The organism is Mariniflexile aquimaris (genome assembly GCF_042676825.1).
GTDB classification, from domain to species: domain Bacteria; phylum Bacteroidota; class Bacteroidia; order Flavobacteriales; family Flavobacteriaceae; genus Mariniflexile; species Mariniflexile aquimaris.
On record NZ_JBHTIB010000002.1, the window covers coordinates 568,367 to 590,892 of the forward strand.

Below are 22,526 nucleotides of genomic sequence, written 5' to 3' on the forward strand. Positions count from 1 at the left end.
TTTATTTGCCGCCACAAAAGTACACATTTTGAAAGGGATTTAGAAAAAAAATGTACATTTACATTATGTCTAAAATCGCATTAACATCGCTATTACTTTGTGTTGTTTTTTTTATGGGAATAACAAGTACAACAGCACAAAATATCATAGTAAATAAACCTAACAAATTGATACAACCACCTTATTTAAAAGCGGGCGACACAGTTGCCATTGTTGCACCGGCAGGTATTTTAAAACACCGAACCGACGAAATTGAAAAAGCAAAAAAACTTCTAGAAAGCTGGGGCCTAAATACGATTGTTGGAAACCATGTTTTTAACCAGAATAATCATTTTGCCGGAACAGACAGTGAGCGTAAAGAAGATTTACAAAACGCCATGGACGACCCAAAAATTAGTGCCATTTGGAGCGCCAGAGGTGGTTATGGAACGGTTAGAATTCTAGACAAATTAAATTACACCAAATTTAAGAAGCACCCGAAGTGGATTATTGGTTATTCTGATATTACGGCATTACACAATCAAGTGAATTTGGAAGGGTTTGAAAGTTTGCACGCCATGATGTGTACCAGCTTACAAGATGACAATATATCTATAAAGGAAACCATTTCTACTTTTAAAGATGCGCTTTTTGGTAAGCCATTGGCATATACGTTATCAGGATCTAAAAATAACAGAACAGGAACTGCTTCTGGGCAATTGGTTGGAGGTAATTTAACAATTTTACACACCATGCTAGGTTCTAAAACAAGTTTAAATACTTCTGGGAAAATTCTTTTTATTGAAGAAATTGGTGAATACGAATACCATATTGACCGCATGTTGCAAAGCTTAAAACGTGCTGGTTATTTTGATAATTGTAAAGGGGTTATTGTTGGCGATATATCGAAGGTTAGAAGAAATACTACGGCTTGGGGAACATCGGTAGAGCAATTAATTGTAGACGCGCTTTCTGAATACAATTTCCCGATCGCCTTTAATATGCCAGCAGGACATGAAAAAGATAATAGAGCTATGATTTTTGGGAGAACTATTGATTTAGTAGTTGAAAAAGAAAAATCAATAATAACATTTAAAAATTAGCACATGAATCAACTAATAAAATCGCTTTTAATTGTTTTACTTTTATCTAATTGTGCTACAAACCGTTATGAACTTAATGACCAAAATAAAGTTGATAAATATTTCTTAATTAATAAGATTAACGAGTCTAAGACAAAAGGTGAAATTTCATCAAAAAAACCTATTATCGTTGTAGATGGAAAGCCCTTCCGATATAATTTTGAATTAAAAGAAAACAAGCTAGAATTATCAAAATCTGATATTAAAAAAATAGATATCTTAAAAAAAGAAGTTGGGATACGTATTTATGGTGATTTTGCTGAAGGCGGCGTTATAGTAATATCAACAGAAATTGAAAGTAATAACACTACTTCTAAAAATTCTGATATAGCTAATAAAAATATTTTGTTTTTAGTTGATGGAGAGGAAGTAACTGAAGAAACAATTAAATCAATAGATCCGAATGACATAGAAAGTGTTGACGTGATTAAAAATGAAGCCGCCAAAAAGTTGTATTCAGATAAGAATTATGATGGTATTATTCATGTGAAAATGAAAAAGAACTAATCATTTATTTTAATTGATAAACTATTATTTCAAACCATCAACAGTAACACTTATTTCGCCGTTAATTTTTAAAAATGCCAAAATAGCGTTGTTGGTTAACTGTATTCGTTCAAACTCTATATCTTCCATTTTTCCATTCACAAACACCCCAGAAATTGGCGAATAGTTGTTTAAATAATTTAACATGGTTTGCTTGCCTTCATCTAAATTAGGCTGAATAGAGTATCGGCAACTTTCTTGTATTTTTTTTAATATCAAGCCTTTTGCTAACCAGTTTGCTGTTCTAATTAACTGACTTTTGGTATCTAACACATAATCTAAATCTTCAAAATAGATTTCTTTAGTAGCGCTATCATATAATGGCACGCCTTGTAAATAAATAGTACCATTTACAGTGCCAACTACATCTAACGCTATCACCATTTTAGCATCTTTATGCCAGAGGTCCACTTTTTTAACGGTTACTTTTTTAGACCCCGACCCAAACTCCTGTCCAGAGAAATTTTTCGTTATAATTTTTGAAGCGTCATCGTATTTCGATATCGCGATAATGTTAGAAGTAACACGGTTTGGCATTTTCGAAACAGGTTTTAATACGATGTTTTTAGCATCAAATTTAGATGCTGGTTCTTGCCCGATTATGGTTTCCATATTACATTTCATACCCATATTTAGCAGTACGGTATCGTCTTTTAGTTTCGCATCGGTACTATAAATTTCTACAGGCACAATGCGTAACCAACTTTCATAATCATCGTTCATTTTAAACGGCGTGGTCAACTTTTCGATAGCTTCTAAAACATTCGGTTTAAAATCCATAGACGATTCGATGGCCTCATCAATAATGGACTCAATTTCTTTTCTAAAAATTTTAATTGCTGGATTTACAAGATAGGTTACGGGGAGGTTTTTACCATAAACCACTAGCGACGGACTTTCTTTCCACTCTAAATTTTTTAATGTAGTTTTAGATTTTAATTTCCAATTAGATAAACCCACCACGCTTGTTAATGTTACCACGCCATTTAAGTAAAACTCATTGGTTTTGTATAAATCTACACCCATCGCATTGGTTCCAACACGATATTTAATCACTGCCTTTAAGGGAAGTATGGTTTCTATTTTTCCATTAGCTGCTTTGTCGTTACGAATCGTAATGGCGGCTTGTTTCCAGATTCTAAGTTCAATATTATCGTCTTCAATATTCTTGTCTTCGTAAATAAGTCCTTTTAAAATAGCATTCGTTTGGTTTTCGATATCCTTTAATTTAATACTAACAGGCACATTAATAAAAGAAGGCTCAATATCGTACACCAAAGGTCCAGCCTCTTCTGCTTCGGGTTTTTGCGTCATTAAACTTTGCTTAGAACCACAAGCGCTGAAAACTACCAGACATATCAAGACTATAAAAAATGAAACTCTCTTAAGCATTTTAATGATTTTAGGTGGTAAATGTAATTAAAGAATCGTATTTATTTTTAAAATAGGTTTCTATTATTTTTACGTAATAAAACATCAGATTTGAATTACAAAAACCTCGCGTATCCCGCGATAGTAGTACTTAGTTTTATAGAAAACACTTGTTACAACGAGTATTAATCGTCTCTCATCTATTATTTTTAAGTTATACTTATTGATGCTCTAAATTGCACCTAATTATAATTAATAACTTAAAAACATACCCCAATGAAGAAAAAATTACAATTATTAGCTGCAGCACTTATGATTTTATTATCCATTAATGTGAATGCAGACACCATTATTAATTCAGAATTATCCCTTTACAACCCAGATGTACGTAAATGCTTAATGGAAGCTGCAAAAAACGAAGGATGGGAATTAAAATCAATTTATACGAACTCTGAAGACAAACTTGTGTTCGTGTTTTCGAAAGGTAACAATGATAAAATCTATATAAGCAAGTAATTATTAGTCCTAAAAAATTTAAAAGCCAACCGCTTTTATAGCGGTTGGCTTTTTTTTATTATACTCCAAACTGAGATAAATGATGGTCTAAATGTTTGTAAAACATAGCATTCCACTCTGTTTTGGTAAGTTTCCCGAAGGAATGCGATTCGCGATTATCAAAATAAGTTTCACCCAATTCAATGGTCTTTAAAATATAATTGATAAGCCTTACTTTTTCTAATTCGAAATTTTTCTCGTCGGTAATTACAAATTCCGGAGCGGTTCTACTATTTCGTTTATAAGGTTTATTTCCAACAACAATAGGTTTTACAAATAGTTTTAGCATCCATTTTTTAAACCCACTTGGTTTTGGATGTTTATCTTCTAAGGCCATTTCGTAAGCCACATTACAATGCGCCAACATTTGATCGACGCTCATTTTACCCCATAAAGGTGTTGCATCGGGTTTAATATTGTTTATGCGTTGAATTACGGTATTGGCTTCGTTTAGGTCGAATATGTTTATCATGATATTACAATTTTTCTGTTACTCAATAAAATAATTTAAAACCCGCGCTCCTTTTGTATTTGTTCGTAAGCTTCTTGTACCTGCTTAAACTTTTCTTCGGCACCTTTTTGATGTTCTTTTCCTAAGTGAATAACCTTATCGGGGTGGTATTTCTTTGCCATGGTGCGGTAAGCTTTTTTAATTTCATCAACACTGGCCGTTTTATCAATTTCTAATATTTTATACGCACTATCGGCGGTTTTATAAAACATGGCTTTTATGCTTTCGTAGTCGTTATGACTAATGCCCAAATACCCAGCAATGGTATGAATATGAGATTCTTCTTTATCTGTAACACTTCCATCGGCAATAGCGATTCCAAATAAAAAATGAATAAGCTGTAAGCGCGACGCATGTTGCATCATTTGTTTAATCTGCAAACATACTTGTCTGGTTGATATATTTTGTTGTTTATTAATTTCTTTAAATAACCGAAACGCATGATTTGCGCGCTCTTTTCCATACATGTTTACAAACTGGTTCCGCACAAAATCGAGTTCTCGCTGGTCTTGATTCCCATCGGCTTTTATAACAATAGAGGCAAGAATTAATAAACTCACTTCAAAATCGCCCGGTTGTGTTTGCGAACCTTGTTGTGGGTATTCTTCATAAACTACGCGCCCATTAGACATTCCATCGATTACGCTACCTAAAGCCAACCCTAATATTGCACCAATAGGTCCGCCAAACGACCAACCCAACGCTGCTCCAATCCATTTTGAAAAATTCATGTAAGTAAATATGTTGTTTGCCGTCAAACCTACATATAATTTAATTCTTTTAAAAGAAGAAAGTACATTTAAGTAGCTACTTTAAGCGTAATTTTTTAATAAATCGTCTTAAGTAACTATTCGTTTATAGAATGCATTAGTAATTTATACCACAATTGGTATCTTTGCATTCTAAAATTGTTAATTATAAAAATTTAAAAATATGTATCCACCAGAATTAGTAAAACCAATGCGTGAAGATTTAACCAAGGTTGGTTTCGAAGAATTACATACGGCAGAGGCTGTAGATGCTGCTTTAGCAAAAGAAGGTACTACACTTGTGGTTGTTAATTCGGTTTGCGGATGTGCTGCAGCGAATGCACGACCTGGCGCAAGAATGAGTTTGCAAAATGCAAAAAAACCAGACCAGATTGTAACGGTTTTTGCAGGTGTAGATAGAGAAGCCGTAGAAGCTGCTCGCGGTTATATGGTACCATTTCCTCCAAGTTCACCAAGTATGGCCTTGTTTAAAGATGGCGAATTAGTGCATATGCTCGAGCGTCACCATATTGAAGGCAGACCAGCAGAATTAATTGCAGAAAACCTAAAAGATGCTTTCAACGAGTATTGTTAATTTATTTTTTTAAATAAAAAAAAGGTAATTATAAAATTAAACCGCGATATTATCGTGGTTTTTTTATTTTTGGAGCATGCAAAAACTATTGGCCTACCCGTTAACCGTTATTCATTTACTTTGCTTTTTTTTAGCATTGGTAATTTTTCATCCCATTCAATGGGTCTGTTTTAATCTGTTTGGATATCAAGCACATAAAAAAAGTGTGGATATGCTGCAATGGACTTTAATGCGTTGCGGAAATATTTTAGGTACGCGATATACGTTTACAAATCCGCACAACATAGACACTAACCAACCATTAATAATTGTTGCCAACCACCAAAGTTTACACGATATATACCCAATTACATGGTATATGCGCAAGCATCATCCTAAATTTATTAGCAAAATAGAATTAGGACGAGGTATCCCGAGTGTTTCATACAATTTACGTCATGGCGGCGCTGCATTAATTGACAGGAAAAATCCGAGACAATCGCTACCCGCATTAATGAAATTTGGAGAATATATCGAAGCAAACAAACGTGCCGCGGTTATTTTTCCAGAAGGTACGCGAAGTAAAAACGGAGAACCAAAACCTTTTCAAACCAAAGGATTGGAAGTTTTATTTAAAAAAATTCCATCGGCTGTAATTGTGCCAATTTCAATAAACAACTCCTGGAAAATGTATAAATACGGCAAATTCCCTATGGGAATTGGAGCACATATTACATTTACTGTGCATGAGCCCATAAAATTGTCTACCTTTACAGAAAGAGATGCACTTATAAATAGCATAGAAACAACAATAAAAAGCCATATAAACCCTTAAAATATTAGTTATGTCCTTGAAAAATGTAAGATTAGAAGTGATGCAGTTTTTGGAAAAAGACGTAGACGCACTTATGGATAAATATTTAATTCCCGTAGAAAAAATATGGCAACCTACAGATTTTTTACCAAATTCTGAAGGCGACAATTTTTTTGAAGAAGTACGAGAAATTAGAGAACTCTCAAAAGAACTACCTTATGATTTTTGGGTGGTTTTAGTAGGAGATATGATTACTGAAGAAGCCTTACCAACCTACGAATCGTGGTTAATGGATGTGGAAGGTGTTGGGCAGGTAGAACGCAATGGCTGGTCTAGATGGATGCGCCAATGGACCTCTGAAGAAAACCGCCATGGAGATGTTTTAAATAAATACCTATATCTCTCGGGTCGCGTAAACATGCGCGAAATAGAAATAACAACCCAGCATTTAATTGCCGATGGTTTTGATATTGGAACCGATCGCGATCCGTACAAAAATTTTGTTTATACCAGTTTTCAAGAATTAGCAACCTACATTTCGCATAACCGTGTTGCTAAAATTGCTTCACAAAACGGTAATAAGCAATTGGGTAAAATGTGTAAAATTATTTCTGGTGATGAAATGCGACACCATCATGCGTATTCTGAATTTGTAGAACGTATTTTTAAGGTAGACCCAAGCCAAATGATGATGGCTTTTCATGACATGATGAAACGTAAAATTACGATGCCAGCACATTTTTTAAGAGAATCTGGCAACAAAATTAGTACCGCATTCGAAGAATTTTCTAATACAGCACAACGTATAGGTGTTTACACATCAACCGATTACGTTGATATTTTAGATAAATTAAACAAGCGCTGGGAAATTGATAAAATTACCAATCTAACCGACGAAGCAGAAAAGGCAAGAGATTATTTAATGAAACTGCCTGAGCGCATGTATCGTTTAGCAGATAGAATAAAAATTCCTGAAAACTCATTTCAGTTTAAATGGGTTGAACCAGCAGTTGCTAAATAAATTCAATATTAAATTCCTTTCAAAACCGAAAGGAATTTTTATTTTTAACCCATTATGACTTTAGAAAAAATAATAAGCAATACCATCGCTTTTGTTAAAGCAGAATTGGCAAATGCCGAAGGTGGACACGATTGGTTTCACACGTTAAGAGTGTATAATAATTCTTTACTCATTGCTAAGAAGGAAAACGTCGATGTGTTTGTGGTGCAATTAGGCGCCTTACTACATGATATTGCCGATAGTAAATTCCATGGTGGCGATGAAACTGTTGGTCCTAAAAAAGCAAGGGAATTTTTATTTAAACAAAATGTTGATTCGAAGGTAATAGAACATGTCATACAGATTATTGAAAACATTTCTTTTAAAGGCGGTAATGAGGCGCAAAAATTTCAGTCTCCGGAATTGGACGTTATTCAAGACGCCGATAGATTAGATGCTATTGGTGCCATAGGTATTGCCCGCACATTTAATTATGGTGGCTTTAAAAACAGACCCCTATATAATCCAGATATTAAACCAAACCTTAATATGACTAAGGAGGAATATAAGACCTCTAAGGCGCCAACCATTAATCATTTCTACGAAAAATTGCTTCTTTTAAAAGATAGAATGAACACTAAAACAGGTAAAAAAATTGCTTTAGAGCGGCATCGTTTCATGGAAGACTTTTTAGATCAGTTTTATGCAGAATGGCGTGGGGAAAAATAAAAGCATACCTATTTAATCTATTAGTAAACATACCTATTACTAATAGACTAAATTCTTTATGGAATTAAAACTAATTACTGAATAATTAATTTTATTTCTTTTCTGTACTGCGATGCGCTTTTACCCGTTATTTCGTTAAACTGCTTATTAAAATGAGAGAAATTATTAAATCCGCATTCAAAACAAACATCAGCAATGCTCATTTGACTTTCGTTTAACAGTTTGGTAGCATGTACTACTCTATACTCATTAACAAGCTCTGTAAATGTTTTTCCGGTGGCTTTCTTAAAATATCTACAAAACGCAGGCACGGTCATACTTACAACATCGGCTATTTCATCGAGCGCAATATGGTTTTGGAAATTTTTATTCACGTATTTAAAAATAACGTCAATTTTAGCACTGTCTTGTGGTTCCGTTTCAAAAGCAAAACCATCGGCATTTAACAAACTATAATCGTCTGTGGTTGCTAAAAAATTTAATATTTCTAAAAACTTCAATACACGCTTTAAACCATCATGCTCTAATAACTTTTCAATTTTCGGACCAATTTTTTGTTTCGTTTCAATTTTAAAACGAATTCCTTTTTTGGCTCTTTCAAACAACGAAACGATGTTTGCCATTTCTGGAACGTTTAAAAAATCGTCTCCTAAAAAGTTAGATTTAAACTGTACCGTTGTTTCTGTTCCGTTAGCTGTTAACCTATCGGTAAAACCATTATGTGGTAAGTTAGATCCAATAAGTATTAATTGACTATTATTAAAATAGGATAAATGGTTTCCTATGTGTGTTTTTCCTTGCCCTTTGTTTATATATATAAGTTCTAGCTCTGGATGAAAATGCCAATAAGCGCCGTTCTTATCTACCGTATCTACATGTTGTTTAACTAATATAGAACTTCCGAAACTCGGGGTAAGTTTCCTAAAAGTTGGTTTTTTATTAATCATAACAAATTTATTTAAAACAAAATTACTCGATAATATTATGCAAACATAGCTTTTTTTAACCTGATTCTATGCTATATTAACATTAAGACATCTTAACAATAAATTAACAGTTAATATAGCATATAAACTGGTCAAATTTGATGTTTTCTAAACTTCCCTTCTGCTATACCTTTGCATCGTAGAACGTTACAAAAAACCAAATCATGAAAAACGTTATTAAACCAATAAAAAAAGGTATCCTATTAGCAACCGTATTTGCTAGTATGATAGTTAGTGCAAACGAAATTTCAACTCGAATAGTATCTATAGACGCCAAAGCAACCGCATTCACATTAAACAATGTAAAAGTAGGTAATTTATTAACTATTAAAGATAATGACGGTGTTGTATTATATGAAGAGTTAATTAGAATATCTGGAACTTATAGAAAAGGTTTTGACTTAAGCGCCTTACCTAATGGAGCATACTTTTTTGAAGTAGAAAAAGATTTCGAAATTAAAATTATTCCGTTTACTGTTGATACTAACAATGTAGTATTGAACAAAGCTATGGAAACAACAAAATTTAAACCGGTAATTAATCAAAAAAGCAACCTTGTTTTTATAAGTCAATTAACTCCGGAACTAGAAGCTGTTAAAATAAAAATTTATTCTACCACGAATAACGAGAATGTGTTATTACATTCTGAAAAAATTGAAGGTTCTCAAAAAGTTGAGCGCGTTTACAAATTAGAAAAAGGAAATTATACAATCGTTATAAACTCTGATAACAAAGAGTATACAAAATTCATTAATAATTAGTTTAATGTCTTATTTAGTTTAGTTGGTAAAGTGAGCTGTGGTGGCTCACTTTTTTTTTGCCTTAGATTTAATAAATTGTTTATACCATTTCTAAATCCAGCAAAAATTAAAACTCTAAACACTTCCTTTTCTTTTTACTCCAAACCACCAACTTATATTTTTCTGATACTTTGTTGTAAGTCGCGGTTAATCAAAAACCTCCAGAGACTATTCTTCAAGATTGATAATTGATGCTTAAGTTAAAAGGAACACAAATAAAAAAATCAAAACTTCCTGAAGTAATTTTTCAATTTATAATTAATCACACCCTATATTTAAAACAAGACGTTATTACCCCAATTAACCCAAATATATAGCATATTAACCCACTATATATCCAAGCAAAAAATAACAGTTAAAATAGCACACAAATCAGCCAATATCAATGTTTTACAAACAACAAAGCCTACCTATCTTTGTCTTATAAAACGTTAAAAAAACCAAATCATGAAAAACGTAATTAAAAACTCAAAAAAAGGAATCTTAATGGTATCGATGTTTGCTACTATGTTAAGTTTCGCCAATGAAGAAGTTCCATTTTACTCAATTAAAAATGAAGCTAATCGAACTGCACTTACCTTAAACAATGTAAAGGAAGGAAATCTATTAACCATTAAAGATAACAATGGTATTGTACTATATAAAGAACTTATTCAGAAATCAGGATCTTACACAAAAGGGTTTGATTTAACCGCTTTACCAAATGGAAGCTATATTTTTGAATTAGATAAAGATGTAGAAATAAATACCATTCCATTTAATGTGGTATCGAATGATGTTTTATTTAACAAAGCCCTTGAGAAAACAATTTACAAACCTTTCACAAAAATAAAAGGAGATGTTGCTTTCTTAACAAGACTATCGTTAAATGAAGAACCACTAAAAGTTGATATCTACTTTAACAACTCAGAAGAATCAACCACCGAACTTATTTACTCTGAAACCATTACTAACACCGTGAACATTAATAGAGTATTTAAACTAACTGGTTTACACAGTGGCGCGTATAAATTTGTTTATAATACCGACGGCAGAGTATTTACAAAAGAAATCCATAACTAATTTTAATAATCTGTTTTTATTAAAAAAGAGTGAACTACTAGTTCACTCTTTTTGTTTTATATTGAGTCTATTCAAACTGGATCAACCCCAAAACTATAATTTACGTTATACCTTTATTACGTAACAACACTAGTCTCAATACAACATTCAATCCTTTATTTATATCACAATAGTCTTAGAATTTAAATATAAGCGCTTGCCACTTATTTTGAAATAAATCCGTCAATAAAACATCCAACAATCCCAGATAATATTTAAAAATACCAGGTGCCATTTTGCGAAATTACACCCAATTATCCTAAATATATGCTAAATTATCCTAACCTAGAATCAGCGGAAAAGTACGTGTTAATATAGCATATATATTCGTCAATATGACTGTTTTATACACTTTAAAGCTACCATATCTTTGCAGTGTAAAACATTACAAAAAAGAAAATCATGAAAAACGTAATAAAAACAATAAAAAAATCTATCCTATTAGCAACTGTGTTTGCAAGTATGGTAGTTAGTGCAAACGAAATTTCTACTAGAATAGTTAATATAGATGCTAAAGCAACTTCATTCACATTAAACAATGTAAAAGAAGGGAATTTATTAACTATAAAAGACACTGAAGGTGTTGTACTATACAAAGAATTAATTAAAATCTCTGGAACTTATAAAAAAGGGTTCGATTTAAGTGAATTACCAAACGGCGATTACTTTTTTGAAGTAGAAAAAGATTTTGAAATTAAAACAATTCCATTTAAAGTTAACACGAACAATGTAGTTTTTAACAAAGTAATGGAGAAAACTACTTTCAAACCGGTAATTAATCATAAAAGCAACTTAGTTTTTATCAATAAATTAACTCCGGAACTAGAAGCTGTTAAAATCAAAATTTATTCTAACACTGGTAACGAACAATCACTTTTACATTCTGAAACCATTGAAGGTTCTCAAAAAGTAGAACGTGTTTATAAATTAGAAAAAGGAAATTATACAATCGTTATAAACTCTGATAACAAAGAGTATACAAAATTCATTAATAATTAGTTTAATGTCTTATTTAGTTTAGTTGGTAAAGTGAGCTGTGGTGGCTCACTTTTTTTTTGCCCTATTTTTAATCCACTAAATACTCGTAGTTTTTGAAATAGATGAGAGCGCGTAATTACACTAAACAAAACAACTATAAATTACAAGCTTTTATTACAACTATACATAATTAACCTACATATATTCTATTTTAATTTAACACAATGTTGATGTAAATTTAATAGTTAAAATAGCACATAAATTAGTCAATATCAATGTTTTACAAACTACCATGCTACTATATCTTTGTATTGTAAAACGTTAAAAAAACCAAATCATGAAAAACGTAATTAAAAACTCGAAAAAAGGAATCTTAATGGTAACTATGTTTGCTACCTTGTTAAGTTTCGCCAATGAAGCACCATTTTATTCAATTAAAAATGATGCTAACCGAACTGCACTTACCTTAAACAATGTAAAGGAAGGAAATCTACTGTTCATTAAAGATAACAACGGAATTGTACTATATAAAGAACTCATCCAGAAATCTGGAATTTACACGAAAGGATTCGATTTAACAGCACTTCCAAATGGTAGTTATATTTTTGAACTAGACAAAGATTTAGAGATTGAAACCATTCCGTTTGTAGTTCAATCTAACGAAGTTACTTTTAAAAAAGAATTAGAAAAAACCATTTTTAAACCCTTTACAAGAGTTGTAGGTAATCTTGCTTTTTTATCAAAACTTTCGTTAAATAACGAACCGCTAAAAGTTGAAATATTCTTTAACAGCTCAGACTCTAACGCTACAGAACTTATTTACTCTGAAACGATTACAAACACCGTAAACATTAATAGAGTTTACAAGCTAACGGGATTGTCTAATGGTGATTATAAAATTGTATATAACACTGAAGGACGCGTTTTTACAAAAGAAATTAAATAACTAATTTTAACAATCTATTCTCTTAAAAAGGGTGAACAAGCTAGTTCACCCTTTTTTTATTTCGTTCTATTTCCCAGGAAAATTAGCCTTGCGTTTTTGTAAAAAAGCCGTGGTACCTTCGGTAAAATCTTCGGTACCAAAACAATTTCCAAATTCTTGAATTTCAACATCAAACCCATTAACACCATCTTTATAATTCGCATTAATGGCTTTAATAGCACCAGCGATCGCCACAAGCGAATTATTAGATATTTTAGTCGCTATTTTTTCGCAATACGGCAATAATTCATCTAAGGGCAACACATGATTTACCAAGCCGTAATTTAATGCCTGATTTGCATCAATCATACTCGCGGTCATAATTAATTCCATGGCGCGTCCTTTCCCGATAAGTTGCGGCAAGCGTTGTGTACCACCATATCCCGGAATTACGCCAAGAGACACTTCTGGAAGTCCCATTTTGGAATTTTCACTAGCTATTCGGAAGTGGCAAGCCATAGCCAATTCTAACCCACCACCCAGCGCAAAGCCATTGACTGCCGCAATTACGGGCTTCGATAAATTTTCAACATAATTGAACAATATATCTTGCCCCTTTGCCGCTAAAACTGAACCTTCTTTTTCATTAAAATCGGCAAATTCACTTATATCGGCACCAGCCACAAAGGCTTTTTCACCACTTCCTGTTAATATGATAACCTTTGTGTCATCATCTTCTTCTTCATCTTTAAAAGCTTCGTGTAACTCTTCAATTGTTTCCCTATTTAATGCATTTAATTTATTAGGGCGATTAATAGTTATGGTAGTAACACCATTATTTTCTTCAACTAAAATATTGTTGTAACTCATAGTAGTATGTTTTAATCTGTTTTCTTTAATACTCATTACCGCTTAGGAAGCGTTACAGTAAAGACAGTACCTTGATCTTTTAATGATTTAAAAGTAATAGTGCCGTTATAGGTTTCTACAATGTTTTTAACCATGGCCAACCCTAGCCCCATGCCACTGGTTTTGGTTGTGAATTTAGGTTCGAAAACTTTATCCATATTTTCGTCTAATACCCCCGAACCGTTATCTGCTACTGTTATTATAACATTTCCATTATCTGTAGACACATTGATAGTAATTTTTGGCGTTCGGTTTTCTGGCATCGCCTGAATGGCGTTTTTCACCAAATTAGTAACCACACGTATTAACTGCGTTCGGTCTAGTTTTGCTATAATTTCTTCAGATTCTGACGTGAATTCAATATAATCTTCATTAAATATTTCGAGCGCCAATTTAACAACATACACCACATTTAGTGTTTCATTTTGTTGCGCAGGCATTTTAGCAAAATTGGAAAACGCCGAGGCTATAGAACTCATGGTATCTATTTGCTGAATTAATGTTTTGCTGTATTCGTCTACTTTAGAATGAATATTTTCGTCGTCGGGATTAAATTTACGTTGAAAATTTTGAACCGTTAATCGCATGGGTGTTAACGGATTCTTTATTTCGTGCGCCACTTGTTTTGCCATTTCTCGCCATGCCTGCTCGCGTTCACTTCTGGCTAATTGTACAGCGCTTTCCTCCAGTTCGTCAATCATGCTATTATACGAGGTTACCAGAGTGGAAATTTCCTCGCTGGTGTCGTCTACTTCAATTTTTTCATTGCGCTTTTCTAAACGCGTTGTATTAATTTTATCACTTATGGCTTTTAAGGATTTTGTAATGTATTTAGATAATAAAAATGCAATAACAATTGCCATCAACAATACAAACATAAAAGCAAAAGCAATTCTTTTTAAGAATTCTAAAAGTTCTTTTTCCAGAAAATCGTCTTTTTCTAAATAGGGAATATTTAAAATGGCTAAATCCTTAGATTTTTGATCTAACAGATAGGTGTAAGACGATTGAAAGGTTTCGCCATTTTTTAAACGCTTATCTACGAACCGATGTGAAGCGGTATTAGATAGCGCATTTAATATTTCGGGATTGATGCATTGATCGATATCGTTATTTTGCAGACCTGCGGTAGAAGATATTAATAATGCACCTTCTAAATCGTATAGATTTATTTGAAGTTTATGTATATCGGCAATATTATAAACTTCGTCTTTAAATATTAACGGAATGTTTTCGGTTTTTACTTCCCAGGTGTTTTGTCTGCCGTTTAAAACCCGCCTGAGGTGCGTTTGAATATTTTCTTCTTTACGCTCTAAACGCTCCTTATGATAGTCTTCACTTTGCTCTTTATACTGGTAAATGGCAACGGCCGAAATAAGTACAGAAGCCAGTAGAACCAACATTATCATGGCTAAAAAAATGCGGGTACGTAAAGAGAGTTTTTTTAGTTTCATCGGGTAAAATAATGCATTAAATATAGCAATAATTGAACCAAAGCCTTTAATTTAATTTGCAAAGTTGAAGATGGCCGATGGATTGCGTTAGGGATAGAAGCGATATCCTTTTTAAAACTTTAAACCACGCGATTTAATGACAAACTTAAAATTAATAATTTGCCTTGTACTACGTTATCACCGAGATGTTTTAAAAAGATTTAGCGGATAGCCCGACCGCATGTGCGGTAACGCCCAAACCTATTTAAGCATCGGGATTTTTTGCTCTTATATTTTTATAAACTTTAAACCCGAGCATAATTAATACTCCTAGAACCAGCATCCCAACAATACCCCAAACCCAATTAATGGCGCTTTTTAAAATTACCAAAAACACAACCGCAAAAAGTATAAACGTAGCGCCTTCATTCCAAATGCGCATAAAACTGGATGTTTTCTTTACTACGTCGTTTTGCAACTGTTTGTAATACTGGTGGGTTTTTAAATGGTACACATATAAGATTAATACAAACGTTAGTTTTACATGCATCCATGGTTGTTGTAACCAAAATGGATTTATAATAAGTAACCAAATGGCAAAAATGGTAGATAAAATGGCCGATGGCCAAGTAATAATATACCAGAGTCGCTTAGCCATTAGCTTTAATTGCTTGCCTAATATTTCTTTATCGGGGGATGGCTTATGAAATGCCTCAATTTGATAAACAAATAATCGTGGAATGTAAAATAACCCAGCGAACCAAGTAATGACAAAAATGAGGTGAAACGATTTAATATAGCTGTAATATTCCATAGTTACATGGTTTGATTAGGTACTAATAAAGTGGATCTTACTTCTTTATTTAAAAAATAAGCGGTTACCAGCGTTGAAAGCACATCGGAAATTGGAAACGATATCCACACCCCTAATTCACCATAAAATTTTGGCAAAATTAAAATGAGAGGAATGAAGAAAAAACCTTGTCGTGTTAATGTTAATAACAATGCTGGTATTGCTTTGCCAATGGACTGAAAATAGGCCGCTCCAATAAGTTGAACCGCTATAATGGGTGTTGCAGCAAACACCCAGCGCATATCGTTTGGTGTTTGTTCGATAACTCTCAAATCGGTTGTAAACATGCGTGTAATAGCTTCTGGAAACAACATTAAAAGTATAAAAATTACGGTGGATAGAATTGCCGCATATTTTATGGCAATGTTTATTGATTGCCTTACCCTTTCGTAATTTTGAGCGCCGTAATTAAATCCTGCTATGGGTAGGAAGCCTTGCGTGACACCTAATACGGGAAACATGGCGAACATGAGCATTCTACCTACTATGGCATATGCCGTTACCGAAGTTTCACCACCCAAATCGAATAAAATATTATTCATAAACAAATAGGTAATGCTCACTACCGCTTGTCTGGCGAGTGTTACAAAACCTAATGATCCAATCTCTGAAACTATGGATGTTTTTAATATAAAATGCGACCAATCAATTTTTAATTCGGAATGCTTCGACAAGAAAAACCACCATATATAAATAAAACATAAGATGTAAGATAACGAAGTTGCCCATGCAGCACCTTCCATTCCAAAATCTAATACATTAATAAAAATATAATCTAAAAGTAAATTACTTACCGATGGAATCATCATGGCATACATGGCGAATTTTGGCTTGCCCTCTGCTCTTATTACGGTATTTCCCATCATACTAAGCGCTAAAAAAGGCACGCCATATAATACTATGGTATAATATATTTTGGCAGGATTAAAAATAGCTCCTTTCCCACCAAAGGACACTATAATACTATCGCTATAAATTAACCCAACAACAACTAAAGTAACAGTAAATAATAACGTAAGAGATATTTGGTTGCCAAACGTTTTAAGGGCTTTCGCCTTAGTTTCTGCGCCTAATGCCCTCGATATAATTGAGGAACCACCAATACCAATCGCCATTCCCAAAGCAGCAATAAAAAATGATACCGGTAAAACCACATTTATAGCAGCGATAGCGGTTGAGCCTATCCAATGACCCACAAAAATAGTGTCGACTAAAATATTAAGCGACATTACCAAAATCCCTATAGACGCCGGTACTGCCTGTTTAATCAAAATTTTCCCTATAGGTTGCGACCCTAAATCTTGTGAGGAAATTTTTGCCATTACACTCCTACTTTTTCAGGGATTGCCCAGGCGTTTATCCATTTTGCAAGTAATGACACCCACTCAGCATCATCATTTAGGCATGGTATTGTTGTAAAATCTTTACCGCCCATTTCATGAAATATTTCTTGGCCTTCCATGGCAATTTCTTCTAAAGTTTCTAAACAATCGCTCACAAATGCCGGCGTAACAATGGCCATGTTTTTTATGCCTTGTTTCCCTAAACGCTCAATGGTTCGGTCTGTATATGGTTGTAACCAAGGGTCGAAACCTAGTCGAGATTGAAATGATGTAGAATAGGTTCCTTCCTTAAACTGAAGTTTTTCTGCGACCAAACGTGTCACTTCTAAGCATTGGTGCCTGTAGCAAAACTCATGCGCTTTACTTGGGGTTTTACAACAACTACCATTTATTTTGCAATGCGATTTTGTCACATCACTTTTTCTAATATGTCGTTCTGGAACTCCATGATAAGAGAATAATAAATGCTCGTAATTTTTACCTTCTAAATGCTTTTTAATTGAATTGGATAGCACTTCGATATAATCGGGCTTATTATAAAATGCAGGAACAGATTCTATTTTTAGTTTTGGAAAATACTCTTGACGAAGTTCTTCTGCTAGCACCGTAATTGTTTCGGTTGTTGCCATAGCAAACTGTGGATATAACGGAAATAACAAGACCTCATCAACGCCTTTATCTACTAATTCTTGAAGGCCTTTTTTAATGGTCATACTACCATATCGCATCGCCAAAGCCACGGGAAAATCTACCTGTTTTTGTACTTTCTTTTGAAGTCGTTCGGAAAGCACGATTAACGGCGATCCTTCTTCCCACCAAATTTTTTTATATGCTGCAGCCGACTGTTTTGGGCGTGTTTTTAATATTATACCCTTAACTAGTGCTGTTCTGGCAATAAACGGTATATCGATAACGCGCTCGTCCATTAAAAACTCGCCTAAATATTTCTTTACGTCTTTTGGAGTAGGACTATCTGGCGAACCGAGATTAACGAGTAAAATTCCTTTTTTCATTAATAATTTTTCTTTTTACGAATATAATTACATTAAATATTTTTAATGCGAAATTTGTGTTTCTTTTTGCATTGAAAGGCAATTGAAGATACTATTCAGCCTTTTTATTTTCAATTTTTTGTTGATGGTATAATTTAGGACGTGCTTCATTATAGTCGCAATCTTGAAAAATACCACAGGATACCGAAGGACGTACTAACGATTTGGAAGTTGCATTTTTAGATAATGCTTCAATTTCTGGCGTTAAATATTTCATAGTAATAATTTTTTCTGTTTTAAAACCAATCAACTCTAAATTAAAGACATAATATATTTTTTTGGTGTGGTCCCATACTTCTTTTTAAAGGCCGCTATAAAATGACTTGATGTGCTGTAACCCACTTTTAAACCTACTTCATTCACGTTATTTTCGCCCGATTCTAATAACTTTCTAGCGAGTTCCATCTTATAATCGAATAAAAAACTAAAAACGGAGTCTCCATAAATTTGTTTAAACCCTTCTTTTAGCTTTTTAAGGCTTAAGCCTATTTCATCTGCAAGCTCCTGTAAACTAGGTGGTTCTGCCATTCGAGCCACAATAATATCTTTAGCTTTTCTAATTTTTATAACGTTGGTTTCATCTACTAAAAACGGACATTGTTCAATATCGGCATCTTCACTTCTATTAAAATATAAACTTAAAAGTTCGTACGCCTTTCCTTTAAAATATAAATCTTTTATAGAATGATTCAAGTTAAAATTAATCAATTGATTCAGTACAATGGCCATCGATGGTGTTATGTCGCCATCTTTGTAATATTTTTTATCCTTGTTATCCTCATTTAAAAAAGAGATATAATCTGCTTCTTGCGAAAACAACCCATGAAATTTTTTAATGGAAATTAAGATGGAAACCATCCACGAATGTGGCCCTACCCGAAGATTAATAGGTAAATCTTGCTGCGGATTGTACAACAACAACGAGTTCTCTTCTCGAATATCTAGCAAATAGCGCCCTTCGTTAAAAACAAATTTGCTCGAACCTTTTAAGCAAAAATGAAATTGAATGTAATCGCTATGTATGTCTTTTATAAGACTTTGCGTTTCATTTTCGTCGTTTTTATAGGTTAGCACCAAAAATCCATCCTCTACTTTTGTTTCTTCAAATGAACTTTGAGCGACATTTTTTATGTTTCCTAATTCGCTATTTTGCATGTTTATTTAAATTGATTCTAAATTAAGCAGCCGAAAGCGCTTGATTTTAAAGCAAAAATATGACATTTATCATATTTATCATTAAAAACCACTTAAAAAACCACAAACGACACTAAAAGTTCTTTTGGCGTTACTTTTTTAGACGACATCCACATACATTTGTTTGATAATTTTTGAAAAACAAAATGCAACAATATAACATCTCAAAAAGCAGTTCTTTTTACGCTATTGGGCTAAGCTATAAAAAAGCCGACGCCGACATAAGAGGACATTTTAGTTTAGATGATAATGCGAGAATAGCTTTATTACAACAAGCCAAAGCTAATGAAATTGAGAGTTTACTTGTTACTTCAACTTGCAATAGAACAGAAATTTACGGTTTTGCACAACACCCATTTCAACTTATTCAATTATTATGCGAGAATACCAGAGGTACCGTTGAAGAATTTCAGAAGGTAGCTTACATTTATAAAAACAACGATGCCATCGCGCATATGTTTCGCGTAGGTTCTGGTTTAGACAGTCAGATTCTTGGAGATTTCGAAATTATAAGTCAGCTTAAAACCAGTGCGCGCATTTCTAAAAAACACGGTTTATTAAACCATTTTAGCGAGCGCTTGGTAAATGCCGTGATACAAGCAAGTAAACGTATTAAAACAGAAACAGACATATCAACCGGGGCAACTTCCGTTTCATTTGCATCTGTTCAGTATATTTTAAACACTGTACAAGATATTACCAATAAAAATATCTTACTTTTTGGAACTGGAAAAATAGGTAGAAACACCTGTGAAAACCTAGTAAAACACACCAAAAACAATCATATTACCTTAATTAACAGAACTAAAACCAAAGCAGAACAAATTGCTGGAAAATTTAATCTGGTAGTTAAAGAATATGCCAATCTGCAGGAAGAGATTAATGAAGCCGATATTTTAATTGTGGCTACTGGTGCACAACGTCCAACTATCGATAAGCACATTATACAAACCCATAAACCACTTTTAATTCTTGATTTATCCATTCCGAAAAACGTAAATGATAATGTTCAAGAATTATCAAACGTTCATTTAGTTCATTTAGATCATCTTTCATCTATTACCGATGAAACTCTCGAAAAAAGAAAAACGCATATTCCTTTAGCCGAAATTATCATTGAAGAAGTAAAAGGCGAATTTAATGATTGGCTAGAAACCAGGAAATTTGCCCCAACCATTAAAGCTTTAAAAAATAAGCTGCACGATTTTGCTGTTGCCGAATTAGAAACGCAACGTAAAAAAAATGCCGATTTTAACGAAGCTCAGGCCGAATTAATTAGCAATAATATCATTCAAAAAATAACTAATCATTTTGCACATCATTTAAAAGATGATGGCATTTCTACCGATGAAAGTCTGGAACTAATAAAAAAAGTATTTCAGCTAGAACCAACCACGCATGTCTAAAATTATAAGAATTGGTACCCGCGATAGCGAATTAGCGCTATGGCAAGCCAAAATAGTACAAAGTCAACTCGAAACATTAGGTTATAAAACACAATTAGTGCCTGTAAAATCTACAGGCGATATTGTTTTAGACAAACCCTTATACGAATTAGGAATAACAGGCATATTTACGCGCACTTTAGATATTGCCATGTTAAACCATGATATTGATATTGCGGTACATTCGCTAAAAGATGTTCCAACAGTATTACCAAAAGGAATTGTACAAGCGGCCGTTTTAAAACGTGGCAATGTTAACGATACTTTGGTTTTTAAAAATAATGAAGAATTTTTAGGCTCTAAAAACGCAGTCATTGCGACCGGAAGTTTGCGCAGACGTGCGCAATGGTTAAACCGATTCCCGACGCATACCATTGTAGATTTACGAGGCAATGTGAATTCCCGTTTGCAGAAACTTGCCGATAACGAAGACTGGAATGGTGCTATTTTTGCCGCTGCCGGTATTGGTAGAATTGGAATTAGACCCGAAGAGGCTATTAATTTAGATTGGATGATTCCCGCTCCTGCCCAAGGCGCTATTATGATTACTGCTTTAGCTGAAGACGAAGAGGTACTTAATGCCTGCAAAGAATTAAACCACGAAGAAACCGAAATCTGTACCACGATTGAGCGTACGTTTTTAAATAAACTAGAAGGTGGTTGTACAGCACCCATAGGCGCACTTGCCTACATAAAAAATGAAGAGGTTAATTTTAAAGGCGTATTATTAAGCGTTGACGGCTCTAAAAGAATTGATGTTACACGGGTTAAAAAACTTGGTGAGCACCATGATATTGCCGATTTCTGCGCCAATTTTGTGATTGAGCGCGGAGGCAAACGCTTAATGGATAGTATAAAACAATCCAATAAAAAAACCAATGTTTATTCTACCAAATCGTTTACCGAAGACCAGCGATTGTTATTTCATGAAAAAGTAGTTGTTGAAAGTGCCGATTTTATAAAAATAAGTTTAAATAGAATTCATCCTCGTTTCTTTAAAAATGAAATTCAAAACGTCGTAATTACGAGTAAAAATGCTGTAGAATCGTTAATTACAAATTATTCTGCGGTAGAACTTCAATTTAAAAATATTTACTGCGTTGGCCGTCGTACCAAGCGACTCGTAGAAACTAAAATTGGCAAAGTAAAACATGCTGAAAACAATGCTAAAAAACTGGCGGAATATCTGGTAGAATTTATGGAAGGTAGCGAGGTTACTTATTTCTGTAGTGATTTAAGGCTAGACGATTTACCAAGCATTTTAGAAAAAAACAATATAAAGGTTACCGAAATAGAAGCTTATCAAACAAAATATGACGGTATAAAAGTAGCTGATTCGGTTGAAAGCGTGATGTTTTACAGTCCTTCTACCGTTGAAAGTTTCGTTCAAAAAAACAAAGCTGAAATTATTGCATTTTGTATTGGTGAAACTACCGCTCAAGAAGCTAAAAAACACTTTAAGGATGTTAGGGTTGCTAAAGTTCCAACAGTTGAAAGTGTTATTGAGTTAGTGAATGAGCATTATATTTAAACCTGA

General features: G+C 33.4%; 24 protein-coding genes. 13 read left to right on the forward strand and 11 right to left on the reverse strand.

Going from position 1 to position 22,526, the window contains the following annotated elements:
* Positions 1 to 50: 50 nt before the first annotated feature.
* Positions 51 to 1,082 (forward strand): S66 peptidase family protein, encoded by a 1,032-nt coding sequence (locus ACFQ0I_RS02505; RefSeq protein WP_379939042.1) that lies wholly within the window; start codon positions 51 to 53, stop codon positions 1,080 to 1,082.
* A gap of 3 nt (positions 1,083 to 1,085) precedes the next feature.
* Positions 1,086 to 1,628 carry a hypothetical protein gene (locus tag ACFQ0I_RS02510; protein ID WP_379939044.1) on the forward strand — a complete coding sequence of 181 codons (543 nt, stop codon included), beginning with the start codon at positions 1,086 to 1,088 and terminating at the stop codon, positions 1,626 to 1,628.
* A gap of 24 nt (positions 1,629 to 1,652) precedes the next feature.
* Here ACFQ0I_RS02510 and ACFQ0I_RS02515 read toward each other — a convergent pair whose 3' ends face one another.
* Positions 1,653 to 3,059: a DUF4403 family protein gene (locus ACFQ0I_RS02515; protein WP_379939045.1), complete on the reverse strand. Its 1,407-nt coding sequence runs from the start codon at positions 3,057 to 3,059 to the stop codon at positions 1,653 to 1,655.
* Between the two features lie 255 nt (positions 3,060 to 3,314).
* Here ACFQ0I_RS02515 and ACFQ0I_RS02520 point away from each other — a divergent pair, with 255 nt between their 5' ends.
* Complete coding sequence (locus tag ACFQ0I_RS02520; protein ID WP_379939046.1) at positions 3,315 to 3,554, forward strand: hypothetical protein; 240 nt, start codon at positions 3,315 to 3,317, stop codon at positions 3,552 to 3,554.
* A gap of 58 nt (positions 3,555 to 3,612) precedes the next feature.
* Here the strand turns inward: ACFQ0I_RS02520 and ACFQ0I_RS02525 are convergent, their stop codons facing one another.
* Both ACFQ0I_RS02525 and ACFQ0I_RS02530 read right to left on the reverse strand, forming a co-directional pair.
* On the reverse strand, positions 3,613 to 4,065 hold the full coding sequence (locus tag ACFQ0I_RS02525; protein WP_379939048.1) for a DUF1569 domain-containing protein: 453 nt from the start codon (positions 4,063 to 4,065) through the stop codon (positions 3,613 to 3,615).
* Between the two features lie 35 nt (positions 4,066 to 4,100).
* The gene (locus tag ACFQ0I_RS02530; RefSeq protein ID WP_379939050.1) at positions 4,101 to 4,835 is read right to left on the reverse strand and encodes a TerB family tellurite resistance protein; all 735 of its coding nucleotides are present in this window, start codon (positions 4,833 to 4,835) and stop codon (positions 4,101 to 4,103) included.
* 202 nt (positions 4,836 to 5,037) lie between these two features.
* On the opposite strand from ACFQ0I_RS02530, the gene ACFQ0I_RS02535 reads away from it, so the two are divergent.
* From ACFQ0I_RS02535 to ACFQ0I_RS02550, 4 genes are all read left to right on the forward strand, one after another.
* On the forward strand, positions 5,038 to 5,448 hold the full coding sequence (locus ACFQ0I_RS02535) for a BrxA/BrxB family bacilliredoxin (RefSeq protein ID WP_379939051.1): 411 nt from the start codon (positions 5,038 to 5,040) through the stop codon (positions 5,446 to 5,448).
* Between the two features lie 76 nt (positions 5,449 to 5,524).
* Positions 5,525 to 6,262 (forward strand): lysophospholipid acyltransferase family protein, encoded by a 738-nt coding sequence (locus ACFQ0I_RS02540; RefSeq protein WP_379939052.1) that lies wholly within the window; start codon positions 5,525 to 5,527, stop codon positions 6,260 to 6,262.
* A 10-nt stretch (positions 6,263 to 6,272) separates the two neighbouring features.
* Positions 6,273 to 7,262: an acyl-ACP desaturase gene (locus tag ACFQ0I_RS02545; RefSeq protein ID WP_379939053.1), complete on the forward strand. Its 990-nt coding sequence runs from the start codon at positions 6,273 to 6,275 to the stop codon at positions 7,260 to 7,262.
* Positions 7,263 to 7,316: 54 nt separating this feature from the next.
* Positions 7,317 to 7,970 (forward strand): HD domain-containing protein, encoded by a 654-nt coding sequence (locus tag ACFQ0I_RS02550; RefSeq protein WP_379939055.1) that lies wholly within the window; start codon positions 7,317 to 7,319, stop codon positions 7,968 to 7,970.
* Positions 7,971 to 8,044: 74 nt separating this feature from the next.
* Here the strand turns inward: ACFQ0I_RS02550 and ACFQ0I_RS02555 are convergent, their stop codons facing one another.
* Positions 8,045 to 8,917: an AraC family transcriptional regulator gene (locus ACFQ0I_RS02555; protein ID WP_379939057.1), complete on the reverse strand. Its 873-nt coding sequence runs from the start codon at positions 8,915 to 8,917 to the stop codon at positions 8,045 to 8,047.
* A 203-nt stretch (positions 8,918 to 9,120) separates the two neighbouring features.
* Between ACFQ0I_RS02555 and ACFQ0I_RS02560 the strand changes: the two genes are divergently transcribed.
* The 4 genes from ACFQ0I_RS02560 (at position 9,121) to ACFQ0I_RS02575 (ending at position 12,781) form a co-directional block, all read left to right on the forward strand.
* Complete coding sequence (locus tag ACFQ0I_RS02560; RefSeq protein ID WP_379939058.1) at positions 9,121 to 9,717, forward strand: hypothetical protein; 597 nt, start codon at positions 9,121 to 9,123, stop codon at positions 9,715 to 9,717.
* Between the two features lie 486 nt (positions 9,718 to 10,203).
* Complete coding sequence (locus tag ACFQ0I_RS02565; RefSeq protein WP_379939060.1) at positions 10,204 to 10,818, forward strand: hypothetical protein; 615 nt, start codon at positions 10,204 to 10,206, stop codon at positions 10,816 to 10,818.
* A 441-nt stretch (positions 10,819 to 11,259) separates the two neighbouring features.
* On the forward strand, positions 11,260 to 11,856 hold the full coding sequence (locus tag ACFQ0I_RS02570) for a hypothetical protein (protein ID WP_379939061.1): 597 nt from the start codon (positions 11,260 to 11,262) through the stop codon (positions 11,854 to 11,856).
* A gap of 316 nt (positions 11,857 to 12,172) precedes the next feature.
* The gene (locus tag ACFQ0I_RS02575; protein WP_379939064.1) at positions 12,173 to 12,781 is read left to right on the forward strand and encodes a hypothetical protein; all 609 of its coding nucleotides are present in this window, start codon (positions 12,173 to 12,175) and stop codon (positions 12,779 to 12,781) included.
* 66 nt (positions 12,782 to 12,847) lie between these two features.
* Here ACFQ0I_RS02575 and ACFQ0I_RS02580 read toward each other — a convergent pair whose 3' ends face one another.
* The 7 genes from ACFQ0I_RS02580 to ACFQ0I_RS02610 form a co-directional block, all read right to left on the reverse strand.
* Positions 12,848 to 13,630, reverse strand: coding sequence for an enoyl-CoA hydratase/isomerase family protein (locus ACFQ0I_RS02580; protein WP_379939944.1), 783 nt, complete (start codon positions 13,628 to 13,630; stop codon positions 12,848 to 12,850).
* A gap of 35 nt (positions 13,631 to 13,665) precedes the next feature.
* Complete coding sequence (locus ACFQ0I_RS02585; protein ID WP_379939066.1) at positions 13,666 to 15,123, reverse strand: sensor histidine kinase; 1,458 nt, start codon at positions 15,121 to 15,123, stop codon at positions 13,666 to 13,668.
* Between the two features lie 244 nt (positions 15,124 to 15,367).
* Entirely contained in the window at positions 15,368 to 15,916 is a 549-nt protein-coding gene (locus ACFQ0I_RS02590) for a CopD family protein (RefSeq protein ID WP_379939068.1), read from the reverse strand.
* A gap of 2 nt (positions 15,917 to 15,918) precedes the next feature.
* Positions 15,919 to 17,277: an MATE family efflux transporter gene (locus ACFQ0I_RS02595; RefSeq protein WP_379939070.1), complete on the reverse strand. Its 1,359-nt coding sequence runs from the start codon at positions 17,275 to 17,277 to the stop codon at positions 15,919 to 15,921.
* Positions 17,277 to 18,311, reverse strand: coding sequence for a ferrochelatase (hemH, locus tag ACFQ0I_RS02600; protein ID WP_379939071.1), 1,035 nt, complete (start codon positions 18,309 to 18,311; stop codon positions 17,277 to 17,279). The genes ACFQ0I_RS02595 and hemH overlap by 1 nt, the downstream gene beginning before the upstream one ends.
* A gap of 91 nt (positions 18,312 to 18,402) precedes the next feature.
* A complete protein-coding gene (locus tag ACFQ0I_RS02605) occupies positions 18,403 to 18,567 on the reverse strand; it encodes a hypothetical protein (protein ID WP_379939073.1) in 165 nt (54 codons plus the stop codon).
* Positions 18,568 to 18,602: 35 nt separating this feature from the next.
* A complete protein-coding gene (locus tag ACFQ0I_RS02610) occupies positions 18,603 to 19,505 on the reverse strand; it encodes an AraC family transcriptional regulator (RefSeq protein WP_379939075.1) in 903 nt (300 codons plus the stop codon).
* Positions 19,506 to 19,690: 185 nt separating this feature from the next.
* On the opposite strand from ACFQ0I_RS02610, the gene hemA reads away from it, so the two are divergent.
* On the forward strand, positions 19,691 to 20,950 hold the full coding sequence (hemA, locus tag ACFQ0I_RS02615; protein ID WP_379939077.1) for a glutamyl-tRNA reductase: 1,260 nt from the start codon (positions 19,691 to 19,693) through the stop codon (positions 20,948 to 20,950).
* The gene (gene hemC / locus ACFQ0I_RS02620) at positions 20,943 to 22,520 is read left to right on the forward strand and encodes a hydroxymethylbilane synthase (protein ID WP_379939079.1); all 1,578 of its coding nucleotides are present in this window, start codon (positions 20,943 to 20,945) and stop codon (positions 22,518 to 22,520) included. The genes hemA and hemC overlap by 8 nt, the downstream gene beginning before the upstream one ends.
* The last annotated feature ends 6 nt before the right edge of the window (positions 22,521 to 22,526 follow it).

Bases quoted from the DNA above. Each gene is read 5' to 3' on its own strand.
- ACFQ0I_RS02535 (WP_379939051.1), top strand. From the start codon at position 5,038: ATGTATCCACCAGAATTAGTAAAACCAATGCGTGAAGATTTAACCAAG.
- hemC (WP_379939079.1), top strand. From the start codon at position 20,943: ATGTCTAAAATTATAAGAATTGGTACCCGCGATAGCGAATTAGCGCTA.
- hemH (WP_379939071.1), bottom strand. From the start codon at position 18,311: ATGAAAAAAGGAATTTTACTCGTTAATCTCGGTTCGCCAGATAGTCCT.
- ACFQ0I_RS02610 (WP_379939075.1), bottom strand. From the start codon at position 19,505: ATGCAAAATAGCGAATTAGGAAACATAAAAAATGTCGCTCAAAGTTCA.
- ACFQ0I_RS02505 (WP_379939042.1), top strand. From the start codon at position 51: ATGTACATTTACATTATGTCTAAAATCGCATTAACATCGCTATTACTT.
- ACFQ0I_RS02560 (WP_379939058.1), top strand. From the start codon at position 9,121: ATGAAAAACGTTATTAAACCAATAAAAAAAGGTATCCTATTAGCAACC.
- ACFQ0I_RS02520 (WP_379939046.1), top strand. From the start codon at position 3,315: ATGAAGAAAAAATTACAATTATTAGCTGCAGCACTTATGATTTTATTA.
- ACFQ0I_RS02515 (WP_379939045.1), bottom strand. From the start codon at position 3,059: ATGCTTAAGAGAGTTTCATTTTTTATAGTCTTGATATGTCTGGTAGTT.
- ACFQ0I_RS02590 (WP_379939068.1), bottom strand. From the start codon at position 15,916: ATGGAATATTACAGCTATATTAAATCGTTTCACCTCATTTTTGTCATT.
- ACFQ0I_RS02580 (WP_379939944.1), bottom strand. From the start codon at position 13,630: ATGAGTTACAACAATATTTTAGTTGAAGAAAATAATGGTGTTACTACC.
- ACFQ0I_RS02605 (WP_379939073.1), bottom strand. From the start codon at position 18,567: ATGAAATATTTAACGCCAGAAATTGAAGCATTATCTAAAAATGCAACT.
- ACFQ0I_RS02550 (WP_379939055.1), top strand. From the start codon at position 7,317: ATGACTTTAGAAAAAATAATAAGCAATACCATCGCTTTTGTTAAAGCA.
- ACFQ0I_RS02595 (WP_379939070.1), bottom strand. From the start codon at position 17,277: ATGGCAAAAATTTCCTCACAAGATTTAGGGTCGCAACCTATAGGGAAA.
- ACFQ0I_RS02530 (WP_379939050.1), bottom strand. From the start codon at position 4,835: ATGAATTTTTCAAAATGGATTGGAGCAGCGTTGGGTTGGTCGTTTGGC.
- ACFQ0I_RS02525 (WP_379939048.1), bottom strand. From the start codon at position 4,065: ATGATAAACATATTCGACCTAAACGAAGCCAATACCGTAATTCAACGC.
- hemA (WP_379939077.1), top strand. From the start codon at position 19,691: ATGCAACAATATAACATCTCAAAAAGCAGTTCTTTTTACGCTATTGGG.
- ACFQ0I_RS02575 (WP_379939064.1), top strand. From the start codon at position 12,173: ATGAAAAACGTAATTAAAAACTCGAAAAAAGGAATCTTAATGGTAACT.
- ACFQ0I_RS02585 (WP_379939066.1), bottom strand. From the start codon at position 15,123: ATGAAACTAAAAAAACTCTCTTTACGTACCCGCATTTTTTTAGCCATG.
- ACFQ0I_RS02540 (WP_379939052.1), top strand. From the start codon at position 5,525: ATGCAAAAACTATTGGCCTACCCGTTAACCGTTATTCATTTACTTTGC.
- ACFQ0I_RS02510 (WP_379939044.1), top strand. From the start codon at position 1,086: ATGAATCAACTAATAAAATCGCTTTTAATTGTTTTACTTTTATCTAAT.
- ACFQ0I_RS02570 (WP_379939061.1), top strand. From the start codon at position 11,260: ATGAAAAACGTAATAAAAACAATAAAAAAATCTATCCTATTAGCAACT.
- ACFQ0I_RS02545 (WP_379939053.1), top strand. From the start codon at position 6,273: ATGTCCTTGAAAAATGTAAGATTAGAAGTGATGCAGTTTTTGGAAAAA.
- ACFQ0I_RS02555 (WP_379939057.1), bottom strand. From the start codon at position 8,917: ATGATTAATAAAAAACCAACTTTTAGGAAACTTACCCCGAGTTTCGGA.
- ACFQ0I_RS02565 (WP_379939060.1), top strand. From the start codon at position 10,204: ATGAAAAACGTAATTAAAAACTCAAAAAAAGGAATCTTAATGGTATCG.